Genomic DNA, 20,872 nt, shown 5'->3' on the forward strand with positions numbered 1-20,872 from the left:
CCCTACGGGCACCGGCGGGTTCTACCGCGCCACAACCGGCGGGGGCCGCGTCACCGGCCCCCCGGCCTCCCCCGGGGGGCGGGGGGCGGGGGACCCCCCCCCGCCCCCGCGCCCGGCGCGCCCGCCCGTCCGGGAGGGGCGCGCCGGGGCCCTCCTAGCCCTTGACGGCGCCGATGATGACGCCCTTCGTGAAGTGCTTCTGCACCAGGGGGTAGACGAACGTGACCGGCACCAGGGCCACCACCACGATGGCCATCTGGATGGCCAGGTTGGGCGCCGACGCCGTCCCCTGGACCGCGTCGCCGATCACCGAGCTCGAACTGATCTGCTGGCCCTGCTGGACGTACTGCCGCAGCACCAGCTGCAGCGGCCACCTCGCGTTGTCGTTGATGTAGAGGATCGCGTTGAAGAAGGCGTTCCAGTAGCCCACCGCGTAGAACAGCCCGACGACGGCGGTGACCCCCTTGGACATGGGCAGGACCAGGCGGGTCAGGATCGTCCACTCGCCGGCCCCGTCCACCCGTGCGCTGTCGGCGATCTCCCCCGGCAGGTTCATGAAGAACGCGCGCATCACCACCAGGTTGAACGCGTTGACCGCCGTCGGCAGGATCAGCGACCAGTAGCTGTCGATCAGCCCGAGGTCGCCGACCAGCAGGTACAGCGGGATCATGCCGGGCGCGAACAGGAACGTCAGCAGGACCGCGAACAGCAGCGGCCGGTGCCACAGCGAGCCCGGCTGGGACAGCCCGTACGCGGCCAGGACCGTGGCGGCCAGGCTGACGGCGGTGCCGACCGCCGTCACCCCCAGGCTCACCAGCACCGCCCGGGACACGACGCCGCCGCCGAACAGGTCGGCGTAGGCCTGGAAGGAGAAGCCCTGGGGCACCATGACGAGCCCGCCCGCGGCGTTCACCGCGGAGGCGGGGGACAGGCTGGTCAGGACCACGACGTAGAGGGGGAAGACGATGACGGCCGCGATCGCCGCCAGCGTGGTGTTCTTCGCTGCGCGGGCGGGGAGGCTCGGGCGTTCCGCCCACACGGGGCGGTCCTTGAACAGTGTGCTCATGCGCGTCGGTAGATTCCGTTTTCGCCCATCTTGTGGGCCAGCTTGTTGGCCAGCAGGATCAGGACCAGGCCGACGACGCCCTTGACGAGGCCCGCGACCGCTCCCGCACTGAAGTTCCCCGTGACCAGTGTCTGGTGGTAGATGAAGGTGTCCAGCACCTCGGAGACCTGTGCGCCGAAAGCGTCCCTCTGCAGGTAGAACTGCTCGAACCCGACGTTGAGGATGTCGCCGATCTTGAGGATCAGCAGCAGGACGATGACGGGCCTCAGGCCCGGCAGGGTGATGTGCCACATGCGCTGCCAGCGGTTGGCTCCGTCCACGGCCGCCGACTCGTAGAGGTTCTGGTTGATGGCGGCCAGGGCGGCGAGGAAGATGATCGTCCCCCACCCCGCGTCCTTCCAGACCATCTGGGAGGTGACCACGAACAGGAACGCGTCGGGGTCGCTCATGATCTCCAGCGGCGCGTACCCGTTCTGCCGCAGGAGCTGGGAGAACAGCCCCGCCCCGCCCAGGATCTGCTGGAACAGGGTGACGACCAGGACCCACGAGAAGAAGTGCGGCATGTAGACGATGCTCTGGAGGACCAGCCGCAGCCTCGGCGTCATGACGCTGTCCAGCAGGATCGCCAGCGCGATGGGGATCGGGAAGAAGAACACCAGCTGGACCGCGGCGATGACCAGGGTGTTGCCCGCCGCGCTCCAGAAGCGCGGGTCGGTGAACAGCCGCTCGAACTGGGCGAACCCGACCCACGGGCTGCCGAGGAGGCCGTCCCAGGGGTTGTACTCCTGGAACGCGATGACGTTGCCGAGCGTCGGCGCGTAGTGGAAGACGGCGAGCAGCCCGAGCGCCGGGACCGTCATCAGCAGCAGCTGCCAGTCGCGGCGCAGCCGGGCGCGCAGGGGCGCGCGGGTCGGGCGCCTCACGTCGGGGACGGTCCGGACCCGGCCCCCGCGTCCGCGGGGCGCGGGGGCCGCCGTCCGCGGCGTGCGCGGACCCCGGCCGGCCCCGGGTCCGTCCGCGCGGCCCTGCGCGGCGCCGTGCCGGAGGCCGTCCACGGGGGCGCCGGTCCGCTCAGTCACGGCCGTGGTCCTGGAGGACCCCCATGTAGAACTCCCTGCCCTCGTCCCCGCCGTCGCGCCGCCAGTCCGCGACGGCCCGGTCCAGCTGCCCGAGGTCCTCGCGCCCGCGGATGATGTCCTCGACCTTGTCGGTCATGGGGGTCTCCGCGCCGGAGAAGCGCTCGGGGCGCTGGATGCGGATGCCCGCGAACGGGTCCTCCTCGGTGAACTGGGCGGCGTGGTTGTACCAGGCGGTCTTCCACTCGACGAAGTCCGGGTACTGGCTCTCGGTGATCGCCTGGGGGCGCCCGCTCAGGAAGTAGTAGCCGTCGTTGACCTCGCCGTTGCCCAGGTCGGTCAGCTGGGGTGCCCCCTGGTCGGAGCGCTCGTGGTGGACGCCCTCCTCGCCGTACCGGTAGTCCATGTACTCCTGGGTGCCGAACGGCGCCGCGCAGAAGTCGAGGATGCCGAGGACCTCCTCGATCTGCTCCGGCTCCAACCCCCGGCGCACGAACACGGACTGGGCGGAGGGGTCCGCGGTGTGCATGACGGGGTCCCGCCCGGAGTCGCCGAACACCGGCATCAGGTCCAGGCGGAAGTCGGGGTGGTCGCCGAGCATCGCCGCGTACGCCTCGTGCCAGGCGCCGATGCCGTCCTGGTTGAAGACGATCTGCCCGGAGTTGAGCAGCTCCTTGGAGTTGTCGGCCTGGGCGACGACGTCGGGGTGCACGAGTCCGGCGTCGAAGATCCTGCGCATGTACTCGACGCTCGCCCGCCACTCGTCCGTCTCGAACATGTGGATGAGCTCGCCGTTCTCGTACCGCCACTGCTTGGGGGCGCCGAACACCTGGCGGATGCTGAGGTTGAAGTCGCCGAACGCCCACCGGTTGCCGTCGGGGTCGTTGATCTCCTCGCCGATCGCGAACAGGTCGTCCGGGCTGGTGGGCGGTTCCAGGCCGTACTCCTCCAGCAGGTCGCGCCGGTACAGGACCCAGTTGCTGAACGGCTCGGACGGCCAGGGCACGCCCTGGAGCTGACCGTTGAAGACGTTCCAGCGCCAGGCGTCGCTCTCCAGGTTGGCCAGCAGGGGGTAGGCGGCGGCCGCGTCGCCGGCCAGGTACGGGGTCAGGTCCTCGAAGAGTTCGCCCACGGCCCGGTTGAACTGGGGGATCAGATTGATGACCCAGTCGGGGAACATCGTGATGTCGGCGACGTCGCGTCCGGCGATCACCGCGTTCATCTTGTCGATGATCGTGTTGCCGTCCTGGAAGTTGAACCTGACCGTCGAGCCGAGCCGCCCGTTGACGTGGTCGAAGAACGAGTTGTTGCCCAGCCCCGGGGGGATCGGCCCCCACATGGGGGTCATCGCCGTGTACTCGCCGCCGCGTCCCCGCGGCTCGGACACCGCCCGGAGGAACGTGTCGGGGTAGGCCGTGAAACCGGAGGGCGCGCCGTGCAGCCCCTCGATGTCGGGGGAGACGCCCTCGAAGGGGATGTAGGTGGGGATCAGGTCGTCGAGGGAGGTGGCGGCCGCGGCGGAGCCGCCGCCTCCTCCGCCCGATCCCGACGAGCAGCCGGAGAGCACGCCCGCCGAGAGGGCGACCGCGGTGGAGGCTCCCACCAGGCCGAGGAAGCGCCGGCGGCCGGGCATGGGAAGCAGGGGGGTGGGGGGCATAGCGTCGTTCCTTCGGTCGAGCAGGCCGGAGCCCAGGGGGGTAGGAAACGAAGGGCCATTTTGCTATGAATTAGTTGGCCGTTTAGACAAACAAATTACTGCACTGTGATGTGGCACACAAGATCCCTTCGATGTCGAAGTCGAAGCGGTTCGATTTCGAGGGGCATTGCCTCCGCGCACGAGAGACGGAACCCCCCATGAGCACGCATGAGACCGTCCCGCCCCACCGGGACCCCGGCCTCCCCGACGAACTCCGCCTGGACGACCTGCTCAGCCGCCTCACCACCGACGAGAAGATCGGGCTCCTGCACCAGCACCAGGCCCCCGTCGAGCGCATCGGCCTCGGCCCCTTCCGCACCGGCACCGAGGCGCTGCACGGCCTGGCCTGGCTCGGCCCGGCCACCGTCTACCCGCAGGCCGTCGGCCTCGCCAGCGCCTGGGACCCCGACCTCATCCGCCGGGTCGGGGAGGCCACCGCCGACGCGGTGCTCGCGAACCTGGACCGGGGGGCCGGACGCAACGTGTGGGCGCCCGTGGTCAACCCCCTGCGCGACCCCCGCTGGGGGCGCAACGAGGAGGGGTACTCCGAGGACCCGTGGCTGACCGGCCTCCTGGCGACCGCCCACGCGCGCGGCCTCGCCGGGAACGGCGCCCGGCTCCGCACCGCGCCGACCCTCAAGCACTTCCTCGGCTACAACAACGAGGAGGACCGCTGCGTCACCTCCAGCGACCTGCCGCCCAGGGTCCTGCGCGAGTACGAGCTGCCCGCGTTCCTGCCCGCCCTGGAGGACGGGGCGGCCGTCGCCGTCATGCCCTCCTACAACCTGGTCAACGGGCGGCCCGCCCACCTGAGCCCGCTCATCGGCGAGATCCTGCGCCCGGCCGCCCCGGACCACATCCTGGTGGTCAGCGACGCCTACGCCCCCGCCAACCTGGCCGGGCTCCAGGCCTTCCACCCCGACCCGCCGACCGCCTACGCGCACGCGCTCCGCGCCGGGGTCGACAGCCTCACCCAGGACGACGACCGCCCCGACGGCCCCCTCGGGCACGTCCGGGAGGCGCTGAGGCGGGGGCTGCTCACCGAGGCCGACATCGACCGGGCCGCCCGCCGCGTGCTGTCGGTCCGGCTCCGGCTCGGCGAGTTCGACCCCGGCCGCCCGGAGGGGCCGGACGGCGGGGGAGACCCGGGCCCCGGGGACCGCGGAGAGGGGGGCGGGGCCCGATCCGCCGGCGCGTACACCGACGACACCCCCGAGCACCGGGCGCTCGCCCGCGAGGCCGCCACCCGCTCCCTCGTCCTGCTCCGCAACGACGGGCTGCTGCCGCTGCGCGGCGTGCGCAGGGTCGCCGTGATCGGCCAGCTCGGCGACACCGTGCTGGAGGACTGGTACAGCGGCTCCCTGCCCTACGCCGTCACCGCGCGGGCCGGCATCGCCGGACGGGTCGAGACCGTGTTCTGCGAGGGCGCCGACCGGATCACGCTCGACACCGACGGCGGACGGGTGCTCGCCCCGGCCGGAGGCGGGCCCCTGGAGGTGTCCGGTCCCGGGGCCGGGGACGGCTTCGACCTCCTGGACTGGGGCGGCGGAGCCTGCGCCCTGCGCTCCGCCGCGACCGGCCTGTACGTGGACGAGCAGCCGGACGGCACCCTCGCCTGCACCGCTCCCGGGCCCGGGACCTGGGAGGTCCGCCAGACCTTCCGGTTCGCGGAGCGCGCCGACGGCCTGACCTGCCTCGTCCAGGTCCACACCGGGCGCCGTGTCGCCGTCGGCGCCGAAGGGGTCCTCCGGCTCACCGACGACCCCGCCGGGGCCGCCGGGTTCCGGATCGCGGGGCTGGGCACGGGGGCGGCGGAGGCCGCCCGGGTCGCCGCGTCCGCCGACGCCGCCGTCGTCGTCGCGGGCGACCACCCGATGGTGAACGGGCGCGAGACCGAGGACCGGACCGACCTCGACCTGGCCGCCGCGCAGGAGCGGGTCCTGCGCGCCGTGCACGCCGCCAACCCGGCCACCGTCCTGGTGCTCAGCAGCGGCTGCCCGTTCGGCGTCACCTGGGCCGACGAACACCTCCCCGCGATCCTCTGGTCGGCCCACGGGGGCCAGGAGTACGGGCACGCCCTCGCCGACGTGCTCTTCGGCGACGCCGAGCCCTCGGGCAGGCTCACCCAGACCTGGTACCGGTCCGCCGACGACCTCCCCGGCCCCCTCGACTACGACATCATCGGCGCGCGCGGCACGTACCTGTACTTCGAGGGGAACCCCCTCTACCCGTTCGGGCACGGCCTCGGCTACACGCGTGTCGAGTACGCGGCTCCCGCCGTCACCGTCGACGGCGGCCGGGTCACCGTCACCGTCATGGTCGTCAACACCGGGCCCCGCCCCGCGGACGAGGTCGTGCAGGTGTACACGCGGCAACTGGCCTCCCGGGTGCGGACCCCGCTGCGCGCGCTGCGCGGCTTCACCCGTGTCCGCGTCGAACCCGGCGGCGGAGCCGTGGCCACGGTCTCGTTCGACGTGGAGGACCTCGCCCTGTGGGACACCACCCGCGACAGGTTCGTCGTCGAGGAGGCGCCGCGCGAGGTGCTCATCGGGCGCTCCGCCACGGACATCCGGACCACGGCCGCCCTGAACGTCCCGGGGGAGGCCATCCCTCCCCGCGACGCGTACGCACCGTGGTCGGCCGCCGGGTACGACGAGGCCCGGGGCACCGCGCTGTGCCCCCTCACCCCCGAGCGCGGCGACGCGGTGCGGGCACGGGCGGACGGCGCCTGGGCGGCGTTCCACGACGTGGACCTCGGCACGGGGCCCGCCGCCTGCCACCTGTCGGTCAACGCCGGACACGCCGCCACCGTGCGCCTGCGCCTGGACGACCCCGGTGACGGGCCGACCCTCGCCGTCGTGGACGTTCCGGCGGGGGAGGACCGCTACGGCTTCACGGCCGTCCGCGCGCCCCTGGTCCCCGACGGCGTGCCCGCCCACGGGATCCGCGACGTCTACCTGGTGTTCGAGAGCTCCGGCACGGCGGTCGCCACCCTGGGGTTCTCCCGGGACTGACGCCGGGCGGCCCCGGCCGGGCGCCCGGGGCGGGGGCCGCCCGTGGGACCGCGGGGCCGTCCGGCGCCGACGACCACGCCACCCGCCTCGACCGGCGCGCCTGCGGGACCGCCTACGGGCCGTCCGGGACCGCCGCCCGGGCGGCCCCCGGCGCGGGGAGCGGCAGCAGGCCGACGTCGAGCGCGTGGATCATCGAGGCGGCCGCGCCCCGGGCCGCCGCGCTCAGGCCCAGGGCCGACAGTTCGATCCGGCAGCCGCCCGCCCCCGGCGCGAACACGTTCGCCACGACCTCCGCGCGGCAGCCGGGCAGCAGCCACGGACCCATCGGCACGAAGTACCCGCCCAGCAGCACCACGCTCGGGTTGGTGACGTTGACGAGCGTCGACAGCCCCCGGCCCAGCCACACGCCCGCCCGCTCCAGAGCGCCCACGGCGACGCCGTCACCGTGCCCGGCCCGCTCCACCGCCACCGCCACCAGTTCCGCGACGTCGCTCCCCGACAGGGCGCGGTCCGGCACGCGGTCCGGCACGGCCCCGCGCACGATCGCGCCGATGCCCGCCAGCGACTCCAGGCAGCCGCGGCGTCCGCAGGCGCACTCCGGGCCGTCCGGGGCGAGCGCCAGGTGGCCCACCTCGCCCGCGAACCCGCCCGCGCCCCGCAGCAGCTCGCCGCCGGCCAGGATGCCCGCGCCGATCCCCACCTCGCCGGTCACGTACGCCAGGTCGGGCGTGCCCGCGAAGGACCCCACCCGGTACTCCGCCATCGCCGCCAGGTTCGCGTCGTTGTCCACGTGGACCGGCACGTCCCCCGCCCCGGCCGTACGCAGCAGGTCCCTCACCCGGTTCCGCAACCGCACGTCCTGCCAGCCCAGGTTGGGCGCCCGCGTGACGGTTCCCGCGGGCGCGTCGATCAGCCCCGGCACGGCCACACCCGCCGCCACCACGGCCCGCCCGCTGAGCTCCGGGGCCTCCATGGTCTCCCGCAGCGTCCGCGCGATGCGCCGCGCGCACGCCTCCGGCCCCGCCGAACGCGCGTCGAAGGGGACGTGGCGGCCCACGAGTTCGTTCCGCAGCAGGTCCACGGCGACCACCGACAGGTAGTCGACGTTGACCTCCAGGCCGACCGCGGCCACCGAGGAGTCGTCCAGCGCCAGCAGCACGCCCGGCCGGCCCACCCTCTGCCGCGAGGTCTCCCCGGTCTCCCGGACCAGGCCCCGCGCCATCAGGTCGGCGACCAGGCTGGACACGGTGGTCTTGTTCAGGCCCGTCGCGGACGCGACCGCCGAGCGCGAGCACGGGGCCAGCGCGCGGACCGTGCGCAGCACGACGCCCAGGTTGGTCTCGCGGACCGTCTGGAAGCTGACCGTTCCCGAACCGACCGTCACCGGGTCCCCCTCGCGTCGCCGGCGCCGCGCGCCGTGCCCGGATCGTACAGGGGCCGCGGAGGGCGCGCGGAAACCCGGTTGCGCCGTTCCCGGCCCTCTGCTGGAATCCCGACCATGGTTCCTCCCGACGTCTTCCGCGACCAGCCCGGGCTCCACGGGACGAAGGTCCGGCTCGTGCCCCTCGACGCCGGGAGCGGCGAGGCCCTGGTCGGTCCGACGGTGGACATGGACCCCGAGGTCCGCCGGTTCACGGGGACCCACCGCCGGTTCACCGAGGACGTGCTGCGGAGGTGGTACGCCACCCGCCCCGACCACCACGACCGCGCCGACTGGGTGATCGTGTCGCAGGAGGACGGGACGGCCGTGGGCGACTGCGCGCTCCTCGAACTCGACCCGGACAACGCCTGCGCCGGGTACCGGATCGCGCTCAACGACATGGCCCTCACCGGGAGGGGCTACGGGACCGAGGCCACCGACCTGGTGCTGGAGTACGCGTTCACGGTGGCGGGCCTGCACCGGGTGGGCCTGGAGGTGTTCGCGTTCAACGCCAACGCCCAGAAGTCCTACGCCCGCTCCGGCTTCGTCAGGGAGGGCGTCCGGCGCGAGTGCCTGCGCTGGAACGGGGAGTGGCACGACGCCGTCCTCATGTCGGTCCTCGCCCAGGAGTACGGGGAGCTGCGCGCCTCCCGGGGGCGCTGAGGGGCGCGGTGCGTGCGGCGGCCGCACCGGCGGGTCTCGTAGGCTCGTGCGCATGCCCGTACCTGACTTCCTCCTCGCCCTGCGCGACCACGTCGGCCACGGTCTCCTCCCGCTCGTGGGGGTCACGGGGGTGGTGATCGGCGAGAACGGCGACATCCTCCTGCACAGGCGCGCCGACGACGGCCGCTGGGCCGCGCCCGGCGGCATCCTCGAACCCGGGGAGCAGCCCGCCCGCGCGGTCGTGCGCGAGGTGTGGGAGGAGACCGGCCTGGAGGTCGAGGTGGAGAGGCTGGCCAGCGTGGTCGGCCAGGAGCCCCACACCTACCCCAACGGGGACCGGGTCCAGTTCCTCGACCTGGCCTTCCGCTGCCGTGTCGTCGGCGGCGCCCCAGACGCCGGCGGGGACGAGACCCTGGAGGTCCGGTGGTTCCCGCCGGACGCGCTGCCGGACATGGCGCAGCGCGTCCTCGACCGCATCGCGAACGCCCGCGCCGACGACCCCGCCCCGTACTTCGTCGTGTAGGGGAGCCGGCTCCGGGCCCCCGCGCGGCCGGGCCCCGCGACACGCCGGAGGCGGTTCCACCGCCCCGGGAGGTCCGCGCCCCTAGGGTGTTCCGGGTCCGACACCGCCCGGCAGGGCGGCCGTTTCGAGAGGTGTGACTTTCTCGAACAAGAGTTCGATAGGCTGCCCGCGTGAGTCTCCTGAACGAACACATCGACGTACGTTCCACCCGGGGCGGGACCCCCGCCCGGTTCACCTGGCGCGGTCGCACCTTCCGGGTGCGCAGGATCATCGGGGACTGGCCCGCCCGTCCCGAGGTGCCCGGGACGCCCGCCACCCAGGTCCACCTGCTCCGCGTCTCGGCGGAGTCCGAGGCGGGGGAGCCCAGCATCATCGACATCACCCGCGACGTCGCGTCCGACCGCTGGACCATGCGCCGCCAGTGGAGCTAGGGCGTGGCCCCCGGGTGCCTCCGGCGGGATCGGCGCCCGCGCCGACCGCCGCGAGCGGTCGCCGGGCCGTCTCCCGCCGGACGAGCGGCGAAGGGCGGCCGGTCGCCGGCCCGGCGGTCAGAGGAAGACGCGCCCGCGCCTGGTGCGGTCGCGTAGGGCCGCCATCCGCCGCGTGTTGCTGGGGCGGCGGATCAGCAGGTGGTACAGCAGCAGGGAGCAGCCCCGGTCGGTGCGGGCCCGGTCCGCCATCTCCCCCATGTTCACCCGGGTGTAGAGGCGGGTTCCACCGGCGAGGAGCCTGACGGCGTGCGCGCCCTCGGGGAAGCGGGAGTAGGCGTGGTCGTCGGCGGTGTACTCCATCGCGCGGGCCAGCGCCGAACCGAGCCCCGGGACGAGGTCCCCGCCGATCGTCGCCATCCGCCGCCAGAAACCGGTGTGGCCGGCGGCCACGTGGCCGAGCTGGTGGGCGACCAGGAACGCCAGGGCCTCCGGGTCGCGCAGCCCTCCACCGCCGTCGAACAGCGCGTCCGACAGCACGAGGTAGCGGCGCCGCCCGTGGCCGGAGGCGTCCGTCCCGCAGGGTCGGCCGCCGATCCGGACATACGCCTCGGGGGGTCTCGACAGGCCCATGTCGGCGGCCAGGGACACCACCGTCCGGTACGCCTCGGGGAACTGCGTCGGCGAGATCTTCACCGACTCCGCGCGGCGCCGGGCGTACAGCAGCCCCCGCGCCGCCCAGCACACCGCGGGTACCGCCGCCAGCGCGCAGACCACGTACTCCCACGACCCCGTCGCCGCCCACACGGTGCGGGCGAGCACCGCGGCCATCAGAAGGGTCACGGCCGCGCACGCCGCCAGCAGCGGTCCCTCCCACGGATGCGCGGGTGTCGGCACGAGTTCCTCGTCCGCGTCGCACGGGACCAGGTCGGCGGGGCGGTCGGCCGCCGGCGGGAGCCGCGTCCCCGCCCCGGAGGGCGCGGTGGGGGCGGGCGCGCCGTGGACCGGCCAGGCGGTGGCGCGGCCCTCCGGGCACGTCGGGTGGAACATCCTGCCTCCCCTCGGATCACGGTCAGTGAGACAGCAGGGTCGACTACTCGCTGTGTTCAAATATTACTTTCCGCTTCCCCGGGGATGGGGTTCGCGCGCCACGGCGTGTCCGGAAGAGGCGGGTCGGTACTGGTTGCCCGGGCGGCAGGGCCCCGCCCGGGACGCGCCCCCGGCGCGGGCCCTGCGCGGACGTGCCCGCCCGCCGGGCGGGCCCGCCCCCTCCACGGGCCCGCCCCGACCGCGGCGCCGGAGGCCGGGGGGGGGCGCCCGCGGCGGGGCCCGTCGGCCGCGCCGCGATCACGCGCCCGGTGCGCGGCGGGGCCCGCGCCGACTACTGCTGCTCGTAGCGGCGCAGCTCCTCCGCCAGCGCGTCCAGGAACCGGTCCACCTGCGCCGGGTCGTACCCCGGGCGCGCCCGGGTGGTGGCGAACTGGACCCGCTCCACCTCCGCCGCCGTGAGGGTCGCGTGCTCCGGGAGCCCCTGCTGGAGCGCGTCGAGCGTGATCTCGGCGCGGTCCAGGAAGTCGTCGACCTCCTGCTCGTTGTAGCCCGTGGTCAGCCGGGTGGTGGCGAACTGCTGCTCACGGACGTCCTCCGGCGTCATCCCGGACCGGCGCCGCGGGTGCTCCGGGCCGGTCCGGCCGGCAGGCGCGTGGCGCCGTCCCTCCGCCGGGTCCTGCCCGCCGCCCGCACCGGTGCGGGCGGATCCCGGCCGGGGCGGCAGCGGCGGGGGGACCAGGTCGCCGAACCGGCCGAGGCCGCGCCCGGCCAGGTCGGCGACCACGACGTCGAGGAAGTCGTCGACCTCGTCCTCGCGGTACCCCGGGCTCAGCCTCGTGGTGCGGAAACGTGAGTTGCGCACCTCGTCGGCCGTGATGAGCGGGCCCGTGCGCGGCCCGCCCTCCAGGGCGACGAGCGTCGCCTCGATCCGGTCGAGGAGCGCGTCGACGTCCTCCTCGTTGTAACCCGGGCGCAGACGCACCGTGTGGAACTTCTTTTCGCGGATGTCCGCCGGTGTCAGAGGCATGGTCCCCATTGTGCAGTTCAGGAGGTTCTCGTGGCGGTCATCCCCGGCCCGCGCGTGATTCCGCGTCCGGGGGCGGATGCGACGAGACTGGCGGGGACCTCCCGGCCCCGCCCGCGGCCGTACCCGCCCGGGTCAGGGGTCGGTCCCCCGGCCCTCGGCTCCCCGGAGCCGATCGGCTCCGGCCGCCGGTTTCCGGGCGGGCCGGGGGAGGGGGCGCCCGCGCGGGGCGGGGAGCCCTGGGGCGCGGCCACCGCGAAGGACGCCCGGTCGGGGACGTCCTCGACCCCGGCGCGGTGGAAGCCGCGCGGGACCGCGTCGAGGGCCGGGGCCTCCGGCAGGCCCTGCGGGGGGCGGGGGGAGGTCATGCACGCATTATGCCGAGGCGGGACGGCCCCCGCCATACGAACGGGCGGTCTTGGCCGGGTGCGGACGTTCGGCCGGTCCTCAGCTCCGCATGAGGTAGGCGGCCATCCCCTGGGCGATGGAGTCCGCGGCGCGCTCGCGCCACGCGGGGTCGGACAGGAGTTCGGCGTCCTCGGGGTTGCGCATGTTGCCCGCCTCCAGGAACACCTTGGGCACCGTGGACATGTTCAGCCCGCCCAGGTCGGTGCGCTCGTCCAGGCCCTCGTCGGCGAGGTAGTCGGCGTAGGGGATGTCGCTCCCCTCCAGGTAGGCGCGGCGGACGTCCTCGGCGAGCAGCCGGGAGGGCTCCACGATCTCCTCGGTGAAGCCGTCCACCTCGCCGGGCGTGATCACGTGGAACCCGCGACCGGACTCGGGCCCGCCGTCGGCGTGGATGGACAGGGCCGCGTCGGCCTCCGCCTCGTTGCCGATCCCGGCGCGTTCGTCGATGCACGGACCGACGCCCTCGTCGTCCTCCCGGGTGAGGAGGACGGTGGCGCCATCGGCCTCCAACCGCTCCTTGACCAGGAGGGAGAGCTCCCAGTTGAACTCGTGCTCCGGGTATCCGTCCCCGGTCTCGGCGCCGACGGTGTCGCAGGCCTTCTCGGCGGGGCCGGCGGGGACGAGCGCGTTGATCTCGCTCGCGGCGGAGGCGTTGCCGCCGTTGTGGCCCGGGTCGATGACGACGACGCGTGTGCGGAGGGGGCCCTCGCCGGCGGGGCCGTCGTCGGGCGCGTCGCCCTCGGGCGCGGCGTCGCGGTCGCCGTCGGGGGCGTCGCCGCCGTCCTGCGGCCCGGGGAGGGGAGGCGCCGCCGTGGGGTCACCGCCCGGGACCCCTCCGGGCGAGGCCGAGCAGGCGGAGGTGAGGAGGAGGGCGAGGGACACCAGAGACAGGGCGCGGGTGGAGCGGCTCCGGGGTCCTGGCGGTGCGGAGACGGGCATGCCCACAACCTAGTCGCTCGCGAAACCCGGGGCATACCGACTCGTATCCACACAAAGGTCGCTCGCCAGAGGGGCGGGGGTCGGCCGAGGGGGTGTGCCGCACGTCACCGCGGGGGCGTCCGGGGGCGTGCCGCGTTCCGCGGGGCGCCCTTCCCGGGGTACGCCTTTTCTTGTAGGACGCCCGTTCCCGGGTGAGGTTTACACCGTTCGCGAAAAAACTCCGAGAAGAATGCGTCCATTGCTCTGAGTGACGCCCTTCTTCATCGTGATCTGTTCGTGATGGGATATCGGATGATTCTCCTGATTCGTCCGATGTAAGGTTCGAGTGAGGAAACGGGAAGCCATTCCGACTCGGTTCCGCCGACCCACCGTTCTGCGGTCGCGACCGCGTTTTCCCCGTTTTTGCAGGTGGAGGGCTTCTGTACGCCCACTGCCATCCCCCATCCGACCCTGGTTCGTGTTCCGCGCCCCCGAAAACCCGCTGTCGGCGGTTGTGCGCGCATCCAGGCCGGTCCGAGAACTCTCGGACCGTGGTGATCCGAATGAGGATTGACTTGAAGAACACTCGCGTGACCGCGCGCCGCATTCTCCAGGGCGGCGCCGCTTTCGCGGCGCTCGGCGCGCTCGGCGTGGCCACGGCCCTTCCCGCCGCCGCCGACACCCGGACCGTGGGCTGGGCCCACGCCAACGTCGCCGACGGGTACGGCATCGCGGAGACCTACATCACCCCGCAGGGCGAGTCGTCCGGTGACTCCGGCAGCTTCTCCGGCGCCCTCGACGAGTACCTCAGCATCGAGGCCTCCACCTTCGTCGCAATCGACGGCAACGGCGTCACCGCCACCACCACGGTGTCGAGTGCCACCCTCCGGCTCACCGCCGCCGACGTCGAGGAGATCATCGCGGAGGCCGAGGACGAGGAGGCCGGCGACGAGGAGTCGGACGCGGACGACGACCCGTCCGACACCCCCTCGGAGGAGCCCCAGGGGGAGCCCGGGGACGACGAGTCCACCGCTCCGGGCGAGGGCGACGGGGACGCGGGGACGCCTCCGGCCGAGCCCACGGACCCGCCCGCGGAGACCCCCGAGACCCCTGAGGTCCCCGAGACCCCTGCCGCCGACGACGGCGAGGTCTCCGGCGAGGAGGCCGCCGCCCCGCTCGTCGAGCTGGAGGCGGACGACATCGAGCTTTCCTCGGGGAGCGACGAGATCGTCCTGTCCGCCACGATCTCCGGCGCGAGCGTCACGACGATCCAGTCGTGGGGCGGTGCCGTCTCCCACCGGATCGACCCGGGCACCGTCGGCTACGAGGTGAACGAGATCGACGCCGTGGTCGGCGCCCCGTACCAGGACCAGGGCACCTACACCTCGGACGACGCGGGCTTCGACTGGGACGACGCCTACACCGCGCTGCTCGTGGACATCAGCGTCCCCGGTCAGCCCGAGGTCGGTACCTACGCCCTGGGCGTCACCTACGCCAGCGTCGGCGTGACGGCCGACGACGCGGGCAACGGCGGCGGCGACGGTGACGGCGGCGACGGTGGCGGGGGCGACGACAAGACCCCGCCGTCCCGTGACGCCGAGGAGCTGCCGGAGCCGAAGCCGGAGCCTAAGCCGACCGAGGCCCTGGCCACGACCGGCAGCCCCCTCGCCGGGCTGATCGCGGCCGGCGCCGCGATCGCCGCCGGCGGCGGCGCGGCCGCGTACTTCGCGCGCCGCAGGAAGAGCGCCGCGGACTCCGCCGCCGAGAGCAGCGAGGGCTAGGCGCAGCGGCGGTCGGCAGCGGACCGACCGGGCCCCGGGGGACGCGTCCCCCGGGGCCTTTCCGTGTGCCCGGCCCGCCTGCGCCCGGCGCCCGGAACGGCTGCGGTCCGGGGCCCACCGCCCCGGAACTTCCCCGACATCTGTTCCGTTATCTGAGGGTTAATACATATTTGTCGGCCGATAGTCGAACGTAGGACGGTTTCCGTTTTGTGATCCAGCGGTTAGGCTCGCCCTACGGGCGCGCCACGCGTCGGAGTTCCTTCCCGGGGCGGGAAGGCCCCCCTATCGCCGCCCCGCACCGAGGCCGGACCGGCCCTGGCCGCCCCGGCGATCCTGCGGACCGCTCTCGGCGCAGGCCGGCCCGCGCGGCCGGACATCCCCCAGATACAACAGGAGTGTTGTGGTGACTCCCGCCAAGTCGATCGCACGCCGACTCGTCGGCGCAGGCGTCCTGTTCGCCGCTCTCGGCGCCATCGGTCCCGCCTCCGTCCTCACCTCGACCGCCTCCGCCTCGACGACCCCCATGGTCTGGGGCAACGCCCAGGCGTGGGTCGCCGACGGCGACGTCGTCACCGGGTACTCGACCGCCGTCAGCTTCGGCGGCGAGACCGAGGCCAGCGCCGACACCGAGGACCTCTTCGGCCCGATGGCGGACTACGTGGAGATCGACGGGGAGAGCCACACGCTCGTCGACGACGAGGGCGCCCGCGCCGCGGCCACGGTCGACACCGCCGTCTTCCGGATGGGCGTCGCCGACCTCGCCGCCCACGGGATGGTCGACGTGCCGCCGGACGTGGAGCTGGCCGAGCCCTCCGGCGAGCCGCGGGAGGAGCCGACGGGGGAGGGCACGCCCTTCCAGGACGAGCCCAGCCCCGGGGCCACGGGCGGGGAGGGGGAGCCGGGTGCGGCCGAAGGGGAGGGCGGACGGCTCCCGGTACCCGAGAAGAGCCCGCAGACGCCCGATGAGGGGCACAGGGAGACACCGGAGCAGTCCCCCAGCGAGGAGGACGAGCTGCTCGTCCTGGACGAGACCAACTCCGGCACCGTCGCCGCCGACGGCAACGCCGTGGAGTTCACCCTCGCCGACGCGGCCAGTTCGGCGAGCGCCGGATACGGGGGAGTGACCGAGGCGACCTTCGAGCACGGCCGCCTGACCGCGTTCGGCGTCCCCGTGGGCCCCGTGGGCGCGGACGGGGTCGTCGTGGAGGACGTCGTCGAACTCTTCGACGAGAGCGGCGACGTGGCCCTGGAGGTCCCCGTCAGCGTGCGCTTCGTGGTCAACGAGGCGACCTTCGAGGACGAGGACGCCGAGTGGGCCGGCAAGGGCATCCGCAGCTGGATGACCGTGTGGGTCCAGGTGGGGGACCCCGGGGAGGAGAAGGAGTTCGCCGTGGACTTCGCGGACTCGTGGGCGCTCGGCTCCACCTACGCCGCGAGCGCGCCGCCCGTGCCCGGGGACAAGGGCGAGGCCGCCGAGGAGGAGGCCGCGAGGCCGGACAACCGGTTGGCGACCACGGGCGGATCCCTGGCCGGGCTGATCACGGCCGCCGTGGTGGCGGTGGGCGGCGGCGCCGCCGCGACCTTCCTCGCACGCAAGCGCACGACCGCCATGGACGACCGGATCGGGGACTGACCGACCCCGTCCGCGTGGGGCCCCGCTCCCTCCCCCGGGACCGCGGCCGGCCCCGGCGCCCGGGCCGACGCGGTCGGGGAGGCCGCGTCCGCCGTGGCGGGCGCGGTGACCGGGCGCCCCGCCCGTACTTTCGCGGAGCGGGCGCCGGGGCCGCACCGACGACTTCCGCCGGGCGGGGGCGGGCCCGCCGTGCCGGTGCGCCGTCCCGGCCGGTCCTCCCCCGCGGGCGGCCCCCGCCGTGCCCGTGCCGGTGCGGTGCGGGCCGGGGGACGGCGCGGGGTGGTCCGGGGCTGCGCGGTACCGCTGCGGCCGTGTGGGGGCGGCTCGGAGCCGGCGGGCCGCGCGGCCCCGCTGCCCTGCGGCCGACACCTCCTGCTCCCGTGCCGCCGGTTCCGTCCACAGCCTGTGGACGACTCCCGTTCCCCTGCCCGAGGTGCGGGGCGGTCGTGCGCGGAGAGTGACGGTCCGCGGGCGGCCCTCCCCACCGCTCCCGGAGGAGGGCGGGCCCAGGGCGCGGCGGGACGGGGGAACGCGGCGGGGCGGGCCCCCTTCTCGGGAGACCCGCCCTCGATTCGTGTCAGCCTTTGTCAGCAGCCGGAGTGAGTCCGGCCGTTCCCCCCGGAATCGGCACAGACCGGGGAGGTCACTCCGTACGCTGGCTGGGGATTCCGGCCAGCAGAGCGCGGACCTCAGTCTCGCGGTAGCGGCGGTGTCCGCCCAAGGTGCGGATCGAGGTCAGCTTGCCCGCCTTGGCCCAGCGTGTCACGGTCTTGGGGTCCACGCGGAACATGGTGGCAACCTCGGCGGGGGTCAACAGGGGCTCCGCCTCGGGCGTGCGAGTTGACATGTGTACGGCCTCTCCTCCTGGATCTGTGTGCCGATCCTTGAGCCTTAATCCTGGCACTTGGCCCGGATGTCCAATATTTGCACTACGTCTATATTGGCATCACCCGAGGTGATTGTGCGACCACTCCAAGCAACTTTGCACGTGGGAGGCCAAAGAAAGCCGCCCGTGGCCGCGTCACGCTAAGTGATTCTAGCGACACGTTTAGTGGCATGTGGCGTATTCGGTCAAAACTTCGTTCTCCGGCCTCGTTTTTCTCTATCCGGAGTTCCCGAAGTGCTACGGAGGCCTGACCGAAACCCGCTCTCCGAGCTCGTGCTCGGGCGGCGCGGTTCCCGGTCGGCCGTCGTGCGGAGGGAAGTGGCGTGCGTCGGTGGAGGCGGGTCCCGCGCGGGCCGGCCGACGGGTCGGGTCGCGTGGATTCCCGGCGTGGCAAGGGTTTTCTGATTACTGAGAGTGCACTCAGTGATCGAACGGCTACAGTCTATGCCGATCCCTATCGGGCGTTATGCCCAGTTTCACCATGCTTGATGTCGTGCGCGGGCGACGCCGGGTCTCGCACCGTTTTCACGTGCGAAAAAGCGTCCGGGAGGAGCGAGAAACCTGGTGTACCAGGTTGGCGTCCGGCGTGGCGTACCTGTGTTCGGCGCCTCTGATGACGACAGTGCGCCCCCGGGTGTCCACGAAAGTGTGCACAACCCATGACCCTCAGTTGGCGTGCTGGAGGGCGCGCACCGACTTCCAGCGCCGCGTGATCCGCTCCCTCAGCTCCAGCACGCGCTCGGCGTCCCCCTCGGCCAGGGCCTCCACCGCCCCCGCGACCTCGGCGACCGACCGGTCCTCGCCCAGGTGGTCGTCGCTGAGCAGGTGGGGCAGGCCGCCGTAGTCCAGCTCCAGCAGCGAGTCGGGGTGGGCGGTCAGGGACAGCCAGTCCACCAGCTGCTCGGTGGAGGCCGACACGGCGTGCTCGCCGATGTACTCCCGCAGCACCGCCGCGGTGTGCTCCAGCCGCCGCTTCGCCAGCGCCGTCCGCGTCAGGTACAGGAGCGTCCGGGTGGAGTTCGCCGACAGGACCAGGCACCGCTCCCGCTCCTCGAAGGGGACGAACCACGGCACCGGGATGGTCCAGTTGCTCGACAGGATGCCCGGCCGCACCGTCCCTCCGGAGTCGCGCCACTCCCGGTACCCGTCCTCCGCCCGCTCGGCCTCCGGCTCGGGCACGAACGCCTCGCTCAGGGCCACCGGCGTCGCGGCGCTGAACTCCGCGAAGGCCCGCCACGACCGCAGCCGGGTCTGCCACGGGCAGACGTACAGGCGCTCGTCCACCCGGCGGAGGTAGGCGTCGCGGCTCTCCTCCTCGGGCGCCACCACCGGAGGCGTGGTGATGAGGCGGTTGAGGCTCTCGGTGTGCTCCGCCGCGAGCGCGTTGACCCGCCGGGGCCTGCAGGGCGAGGTCGCGTAGGCCTCCCAGTACCTGCGGTCGCGCGGTGGGAAGGACTCGATCGGCTGGTAGACGCGGAGGTAGGCGGTGTAGGGCAGCACGATCGAATCGTGGCACATATCGTTGCGTGTGGCACTCACCTCCGGAACGCCCTTCCGGCCCGCGATCCGTGCGCGCACCACATCCGTCACACCCGGGTGGCGTAGGCACGACGGGGGCCGACCAGGTACGGTTGTGTGTGTACGTAAGCTGACGCCTGTCGTCAGTCGCGTTTGACGGCCGTCAGCCCGATAGTGCGGGTTAGTAAGTGATCTCGGGTTCGTCGGAACCCAATCGTTGAGGGGGTCGAGCCAATGGGGCGCGGCCGAGCCAAGGCCAAGCAGCAGAAGGTCGCCCGGAAGCTCAAGTACAGCTCCGGTGGGACCGACCTTGATCGGCTGCGGTCGGAGCTGGGTGTCGCTGAGGACGAGGGGTCTCCCTCCGGGCCGTTGGGTCCGGACGAGTCCCACACGGATTCTCAGGACGACCTGGTCGACCGTTACGCGGATCTTGCCGACAAGTACTCGGACTCCGACAAGTAGCACGGAGTGGGCCGAGACTTCTGGTCGCTCGGGACGACAACCGCTGACCTGTAGCGGTTACGGCTTGCCCGCGGGGAAGCCGTCGCGGACAGGTGGATATAGCCGGTGCGAACCACTCTGGTGGTTCGCACCGGCTATGTTCGCGTCCGTTTCTCACGCGTCCCGGTACTCGCCGGTCAGGGCACAGCGCCCGGAACCGGCCGTCACCGTGCCCAGCCTCCAGGCCGGGACGCCCCGGTCCGCGAGGACCTCCAGAGCGCGTGCGGCGTCCTCCGCCGCGACGATCGCCACCATGCCCACGCCCATGTTGAACGTGGCCTCCATGTCCTCGCGGCCCACGCCGCCCTTGTCGGCGAGGTAGCCGAACACGGGGGCGGGCGCCCAGGTGGAGCGGTCCAGCTCGGCGTCCAGGTGGCCGGGCAGGGACCGGGCCAGGTTCGCCGCCAGGCCGCCGCCGGTGATGTGCGAGTAGGCGTGCACCTCGACCTCGCCCGTCAGTGCGACGCAGTCCTTGGCGTACACCCGGGTCGGGGTGAGCAGGACCTCGCCCAGGACCCCGCCCAGCTCCGGCACGTGCGCGAACAGGTCCAGGTCCGCCCGGTCGACGATGTGCCTGACCAGCGAGTAGCCGTTGGAGTGGGGACCGGAGGAGGCCATCGCGATCACCGCGTCGCCCTCGCGGACCCGCTCCTGGCCCAGGATCGCGTCGCCCTCGACCACGCCTGTGCCGGCGCCGGCCAGGTCGTACTCGCCGGGCTCCATCGCGCCCGGGTGCTCGGCGGTCTCCCCGCCGATCAGCGAGCAGCCCGCCTGGTGGCAGCCCTCGGCGATGCCGCCCACGATCTCGGCGATGCGCTCGGGGACCACGGATCCGCAGGCCACGTAGTCGGTCATGAACAGCGGCTCCGCGCCGCTCACCACGAGGTCGTCGACGACCATGCCGACCAGGTCGATGCCGATCGTGTCGTGCTTGTCCATCTGCTGGGCCAGCATGACCTTGGTGCCCACGCCGTCGGTGGAGGTCGCCAGGACCGGGTCCTTGTACTTGCCGACGTCCAGGCGGAACAGGCCCGCGAAGCCGCTGGCGTCGGTGACCTGCTCCGGCCGGCGGGTGCGCGCCACGTGGCGCTTCATCAGGTCGACGGCGCGCTCACCGGCGGCGATGTCGACGCCCGCGGCCGCGTACGCGCCCGTCGCCCCTGTGCTGTCGGCTGCCACGCGAGATCTCCTCGTGCTGTGTTGCGGTGGTTGGGCCGCCCCGCGGCCCGTCTGCGGGCACGGCGGAGCGAACACGCGGCGGGCCCGA

18 protein-coding genes are annotated in these 20,872 nt (G+C 73.4%); 7 read left to right on the forward strand and 11 right to left on the reverse strand.

What is annotated here, in order from left to right; genetic code table 11:
- Positions 1-154: 154 nt before the first annotated feature.
- The 3 genes from ACIRPH_RS17465 to ACIRPH_RS17475 all read right to left on the reverse strand — a co-directional run bounded on the left by ACIRPH_RS17465 (position 155) and on the right by ACIRPH_RS17475 (position 3,799).
- Positions 155-1,066 (reverse strand): carbohydrate ABC transporter permease, encoded by a 912-nt coding sequence (locus tag ACIRPH_RS17465; RefSeq protein ID WP_402915427.1) that lies wholly within the window; start codon positions 1,064-1,066, stop codon positions 155-157.
- Positions 1,063-1,989, reverse strand: coding sequence for an ABC transporter permease (locus ACIRPH_RS17470; protein ID WP_402915430.1), 927 nt, complete (start codon positions 1,987-1,989; stop codon positions 1,063-1,065). Before ACIRPH_RS17470 ends, ACIRPH_RS17465 begins: the two co-directional genes overlap by 4 nt.
- Positions 1,990-2,137: 148 nt before the next feature.
- Positions 2,138-3,799, reverse strand: a complete 1,662-nt coding sequence (locus tag ACIRPH_RS17475) for an extracellular solute-binding protein (protein WP_402915433.1) — start codon at positions 3,797-3,799, stop codon at positions 2,138-2,140.
- Between the two features lie 197 nt (positions 3,800-3,996).
- On the opposite strand from ACIRPH_RS17475, the gene ACIRPH_RS17480 reads away from it, so the two are divergent.
- Positions 3,997-6,852 carry a glycoside hydrolase family 3 C-terminal domain-containing protein gene (locus ACIRPH_RS17480; protein WP_402915436.1) on the forward strand — a complete coding sequence of 952 codons (2,856 nt, stop codon included), beginning with the start codon at positions 3,997-3,999 and terminating at the stop codon, positions 6,850-6,852.
- A gap of 112 nt (positions 6,853-6,964) precedes the next feature.
- Here the strand turns inward: ACIRPH_RS17480 and ACIRPH_RS17485 are convergent, their stop codons facing one another.
- Positions 6,965-8,236 carry an ROK family protein gene (locus ACIRPH_RS17485; protein ID WP_402915439.1) on the reverse strand — a complete coding sequence of 424 codons (1,272 nt, stop codon included), beginning with the start codon at positions 8,234-8,236 and terminating at the stop codon, positions 6,965-6,967.
- Between the two features lie 114 nt (positions 8,237-8,350).
- On the opposite strand from ACIRPH_RS17485, the gene ACIRPH_RS17490 reads away from it, so the two are divergent.
- The 3 genes from ACIRPH_RS17490 (at position 8,351) to ACIRPH_RS17500 (ending at position 9,889) form a co-directional block, all read left to right on the forward strand.
- Positions 8,351-8,935: a GNAT family N-acetyltransferase gene (locus ACIRPH_RS17490; protein WP_402915442.1), complete on the forward strand. Its 585-nt coding sequence runs from the start codon at positions 8,351-8,353 to the stop codon at positions 8,933-8,935.
- Positions 8,936-8,987: 52 nt separating this feature from the next.
- Complete coding sequence (locus ACIRPH_RS17495; protein WP_402915445.1) at positions 8,988-9,458, forward strand: NUDIX hydrolase; 471 nt, start codon at positions 8,988-8,990, stop codon at positions 9,456-9,458.
- Between the two features lie 170 nt (positions 9,459-9,628).
- On the forward strand, positions 9,629-9,889 hold the full coding sequence (locus tag ACIRPH_RS17500) for a DUF6504 family protein (RefSeq protein WP_267947735.1): 261 nt from the start codon (positions 9,629-9,631) through the stop codon (positions 9,887-9,889).
- A 117-nt stretch (positions 9,890-10,006) separates the two neighbouring features.
- On the opposite strand, the gene ACIRPH_RS17505 is transcribed toward ACIRPH_RS17500, so the two are convergent.
- The 4 genes from ACIRPH_RS17505 to ACIRPH_RS17520 all read right to left on the reverse strand — a co-directional run bounded on the left by ACIRPH_RS17505 (position 10,007) and on the right by ACIRPH_RS17520 (position 13,307).
- Positions 10,007-10,936 (reverse strand): M48 family metallopeptidase, encoded by a 930-nt coding sequence (locus ACIRPH_RS17505; protein WP_402915449.1) that lies wholly within the window; start codon positions 10,934-10,936, stop codon positions 10,007-10,009.
- Positions 10,937-11,267: 331 nt separating this feature from the next.
- Complete coding sequence (locus tag ACIRPH_RS17510; RefSeq protein WP_402915452.1) at positions 11,268-11,972, reverse strand: DivIVA domain-containing protein; 705 nt, start codon at positions 11,970-11,972, stop codon at positions 11,268-11,270.
- Positions 11,973-11,980: 8 nt separating this feature from the next.
- On the reverse strand, positions 11,981-12,328 hold the full coding sequence (locus ACIRPH_RS17515) for a hypothetical protein (RefSeq protein WP_402915454.1): 348 nt from the start codon (positions 12,326-12,328) through the stop codon (positions 11,981-11,983).
- A 79-nt stretch (positions 12,329-12,407) separates the two neighbouring features.
- Complete coding sequence (locus ACIRPH_RS17520) at positions 12,408-13,307, reverse strand: N-acetylmuramoyl-L-alanine amidase (RefSeq protein WP_402915456.1); 900 nt, start codon at positions 13,305-13,307, stop codon at positions 12,408-12,410.
- 554 nt (positions 13,308-13,861) lie between these two features.
- On the opposite strand from ACIRPH_RS17520, the gene ACIRPH_RS17525 reads away from it, so the two are divergent.
- Positions 13,862-15,067, forward strand: coding sequence for a cell wall protein (locus tag ACIRPH_RS17525; protein WP_402915459.1), 1,206 nt, complete (start codon positions 13,862-13,864; stop codon positions 15,065-15,067).
- 403 nt (positions 15,068-15,470) lie between these two features.
- Positions 15,471-16,700: a hypothetical protein gene (locus ACIRPH_RS17530; protein WP_402915462.1), complete on the forward strand. Its 1,230-nt coding sequence runs from the start codon at positions 15,471-15,473 to the stop codon at positions 16,698-16,700.
- 643 nt (positions 16,701-17,343) lie between these two features.
- On the opposite strand, the gene bldC is transcribed toward ACIRPH_RS17530, so the two are convergent.
- On the reverse strand, positions 17,344-17,547 hold the full coding sequence (bldC, locus tag ACIRPH_RS17535) for a developmental transcriptional regulator BldC (protein ID WP_013155387.1): 204 nt from the start codon (positions 17,545-17,547) through the stop codon (positions 17,344-17,346).
- Positions 17,548-18,252: 705 nt separating this feature from the next.
- Positions 18,253-19,104 (reverse strand): hypothetical protein, encoded by an 852-nt coding sequence (locus ACIRPH_RS17540; protein WP_402915465.1) that lies wholly within the window; start codon positions 19,102-19,104, stop codon positions 18,253-18,255.
- Between the two features lie 234 nt (positions 19,105-19,338).
- On the opposite strand from ACIRPH_RS17540, the gene ACIRPH_RS17545 reads away from it, so the two are divergent.
- On the forward strand, positions 19,339-19,566 hold the full coding sequence (locus tag ACIRPH_RS17545) for a DUF3073 domain-containing protein (protein ID WP_267947744.1): 228 nt from the start codon (positions 19,339-19,341) through the stop codon (positions 19,564-19,566).
- A 153-nt stretch (positions 19,567-19,719) separates the two neighbouring features.
- Here ACIRPH_RS17545 and purM read toward each other — a convergent pair whose 3' ends face one another.
- Positions 19,720-20,784, reverse strand: a complete 1,065-nt coding sequence (purM, locus tag ACIRPH_RS17550) for a phosphoribosylformylglycinamidine cyclo-ligase (protein WP_402915469.1) — start codon at positions 20,782-20,784, stop codon at positions 19,720-19,722.
- Positions 20,785-20,872: the final 88 nt, after the last annotated feature.

Origin of the sequence: Nocardiopsis sp. NPDC101807 (genome assembly GCF_044766605.1) — a bacterium.
Taxonomy (GTDB): domain Bacteria; phylum Actinomycetota; class Actinomycetes; order Streptosporangiales; family Streptosporangiaceae; genus Nocardiopsis; species Nocardiopsis tropica.

What these genes read in the sequence shown, in the direction of transcription:
- ACIRPH_RS17465 (WP_402915427.1), bottom strand. Translation starts at nt 1,066, where the DNA reads ATGAGCACACTGTTCAAGGACCGCCCCGTGTGGGCGGAACGCCCGAGC.
- ACIRPH_RS17475 (WP_402915433.1), bottom strand. Translation starts at nt 3,799, where the DNA reads ATGCCCCCCACCCCCCTGCTTCCCATGCCCGGCCGCCGGCGCTTCCTC.
- ACIRPH_RS17480 (WP_402915436.1), top strand. Translation starts at nt 3,997, where the DNA reads ATGAGCACGCATGAGACCGTCCCGCCCCACCGGGACCCCGGCCTCCCC.
- ACIRPH_RS17490 (WP_402915442.1), top strand. Translation starts at nt 8,351, where the DNA reads ATGGTTCCTCCCGACGTCTTCCGCGACCAGCCCGGGCTCCACGGGACG.
- ACIRPH_RS17495 (WP_402915445.1), top strand. Translation starts at nt 8,988, where the DNA reads ATGCCCGTACCTGACTTCCTCCTCGCCCTGCGCGACCACGTCGGCCAC.
- ACIRPH_RS17505 (WP_402915449.1), bottom strand. Translation starts at nt 10,936, where the DNA reads ATGTTCCACCCGACGTGCCCGGAGGGCCGCGCCACCGCCTGGCCGGTC.
- ACIRPH_RS17510 (WP_402915452.1), bottom strand. Translation starts at nt 11,972, where the DNA reads ATGGGGACCATGCCTCTGACACCGGCGGACATCCGCGAAAAGAAGTTC.
- ACIRPH_RS17515 (WP_402915454.1), bottom strand. Translation starts at nt 12,328, where the DNA reads ATGACCTCCCCCCGCCCCCCGCAGGGCCTGCCGGAGGCCCCGGCCCTC.
- ACIRPH_RS17520 (WP_402915456.1), bottom strand. Translation starts at nt 13,307, where the DNA reads ATGCCCGTCTCCGCACCGCCAGGACCCCGGAGCCGCTCCACCCGCGCC.
- bldC (WP_013155387.1), bottom strand. Translation starts at nt 17,547, where the DNA reads ATGTCAACTCGCACGCCCGAGGCGGAGCCCCTGTTGACCCCCGCCGAG.
- ACIRPH_RS17540 (WP_402915465.1), bottom strand. Translation starts at nt 19,104, where the DNA reads ATGTGCCACGATTCGATCGTGCTGCCCTACACCGCCTACCTCCGCGTC.
- ACIRPH_RS17545 (WP_267947744.1), top strand. Translation starts at nt 19,339, where the DNA reads ATGGGGCGCGGCCGAGCCAAGGCCAAGCAGCAGAAGGTCGCCCGGAAG.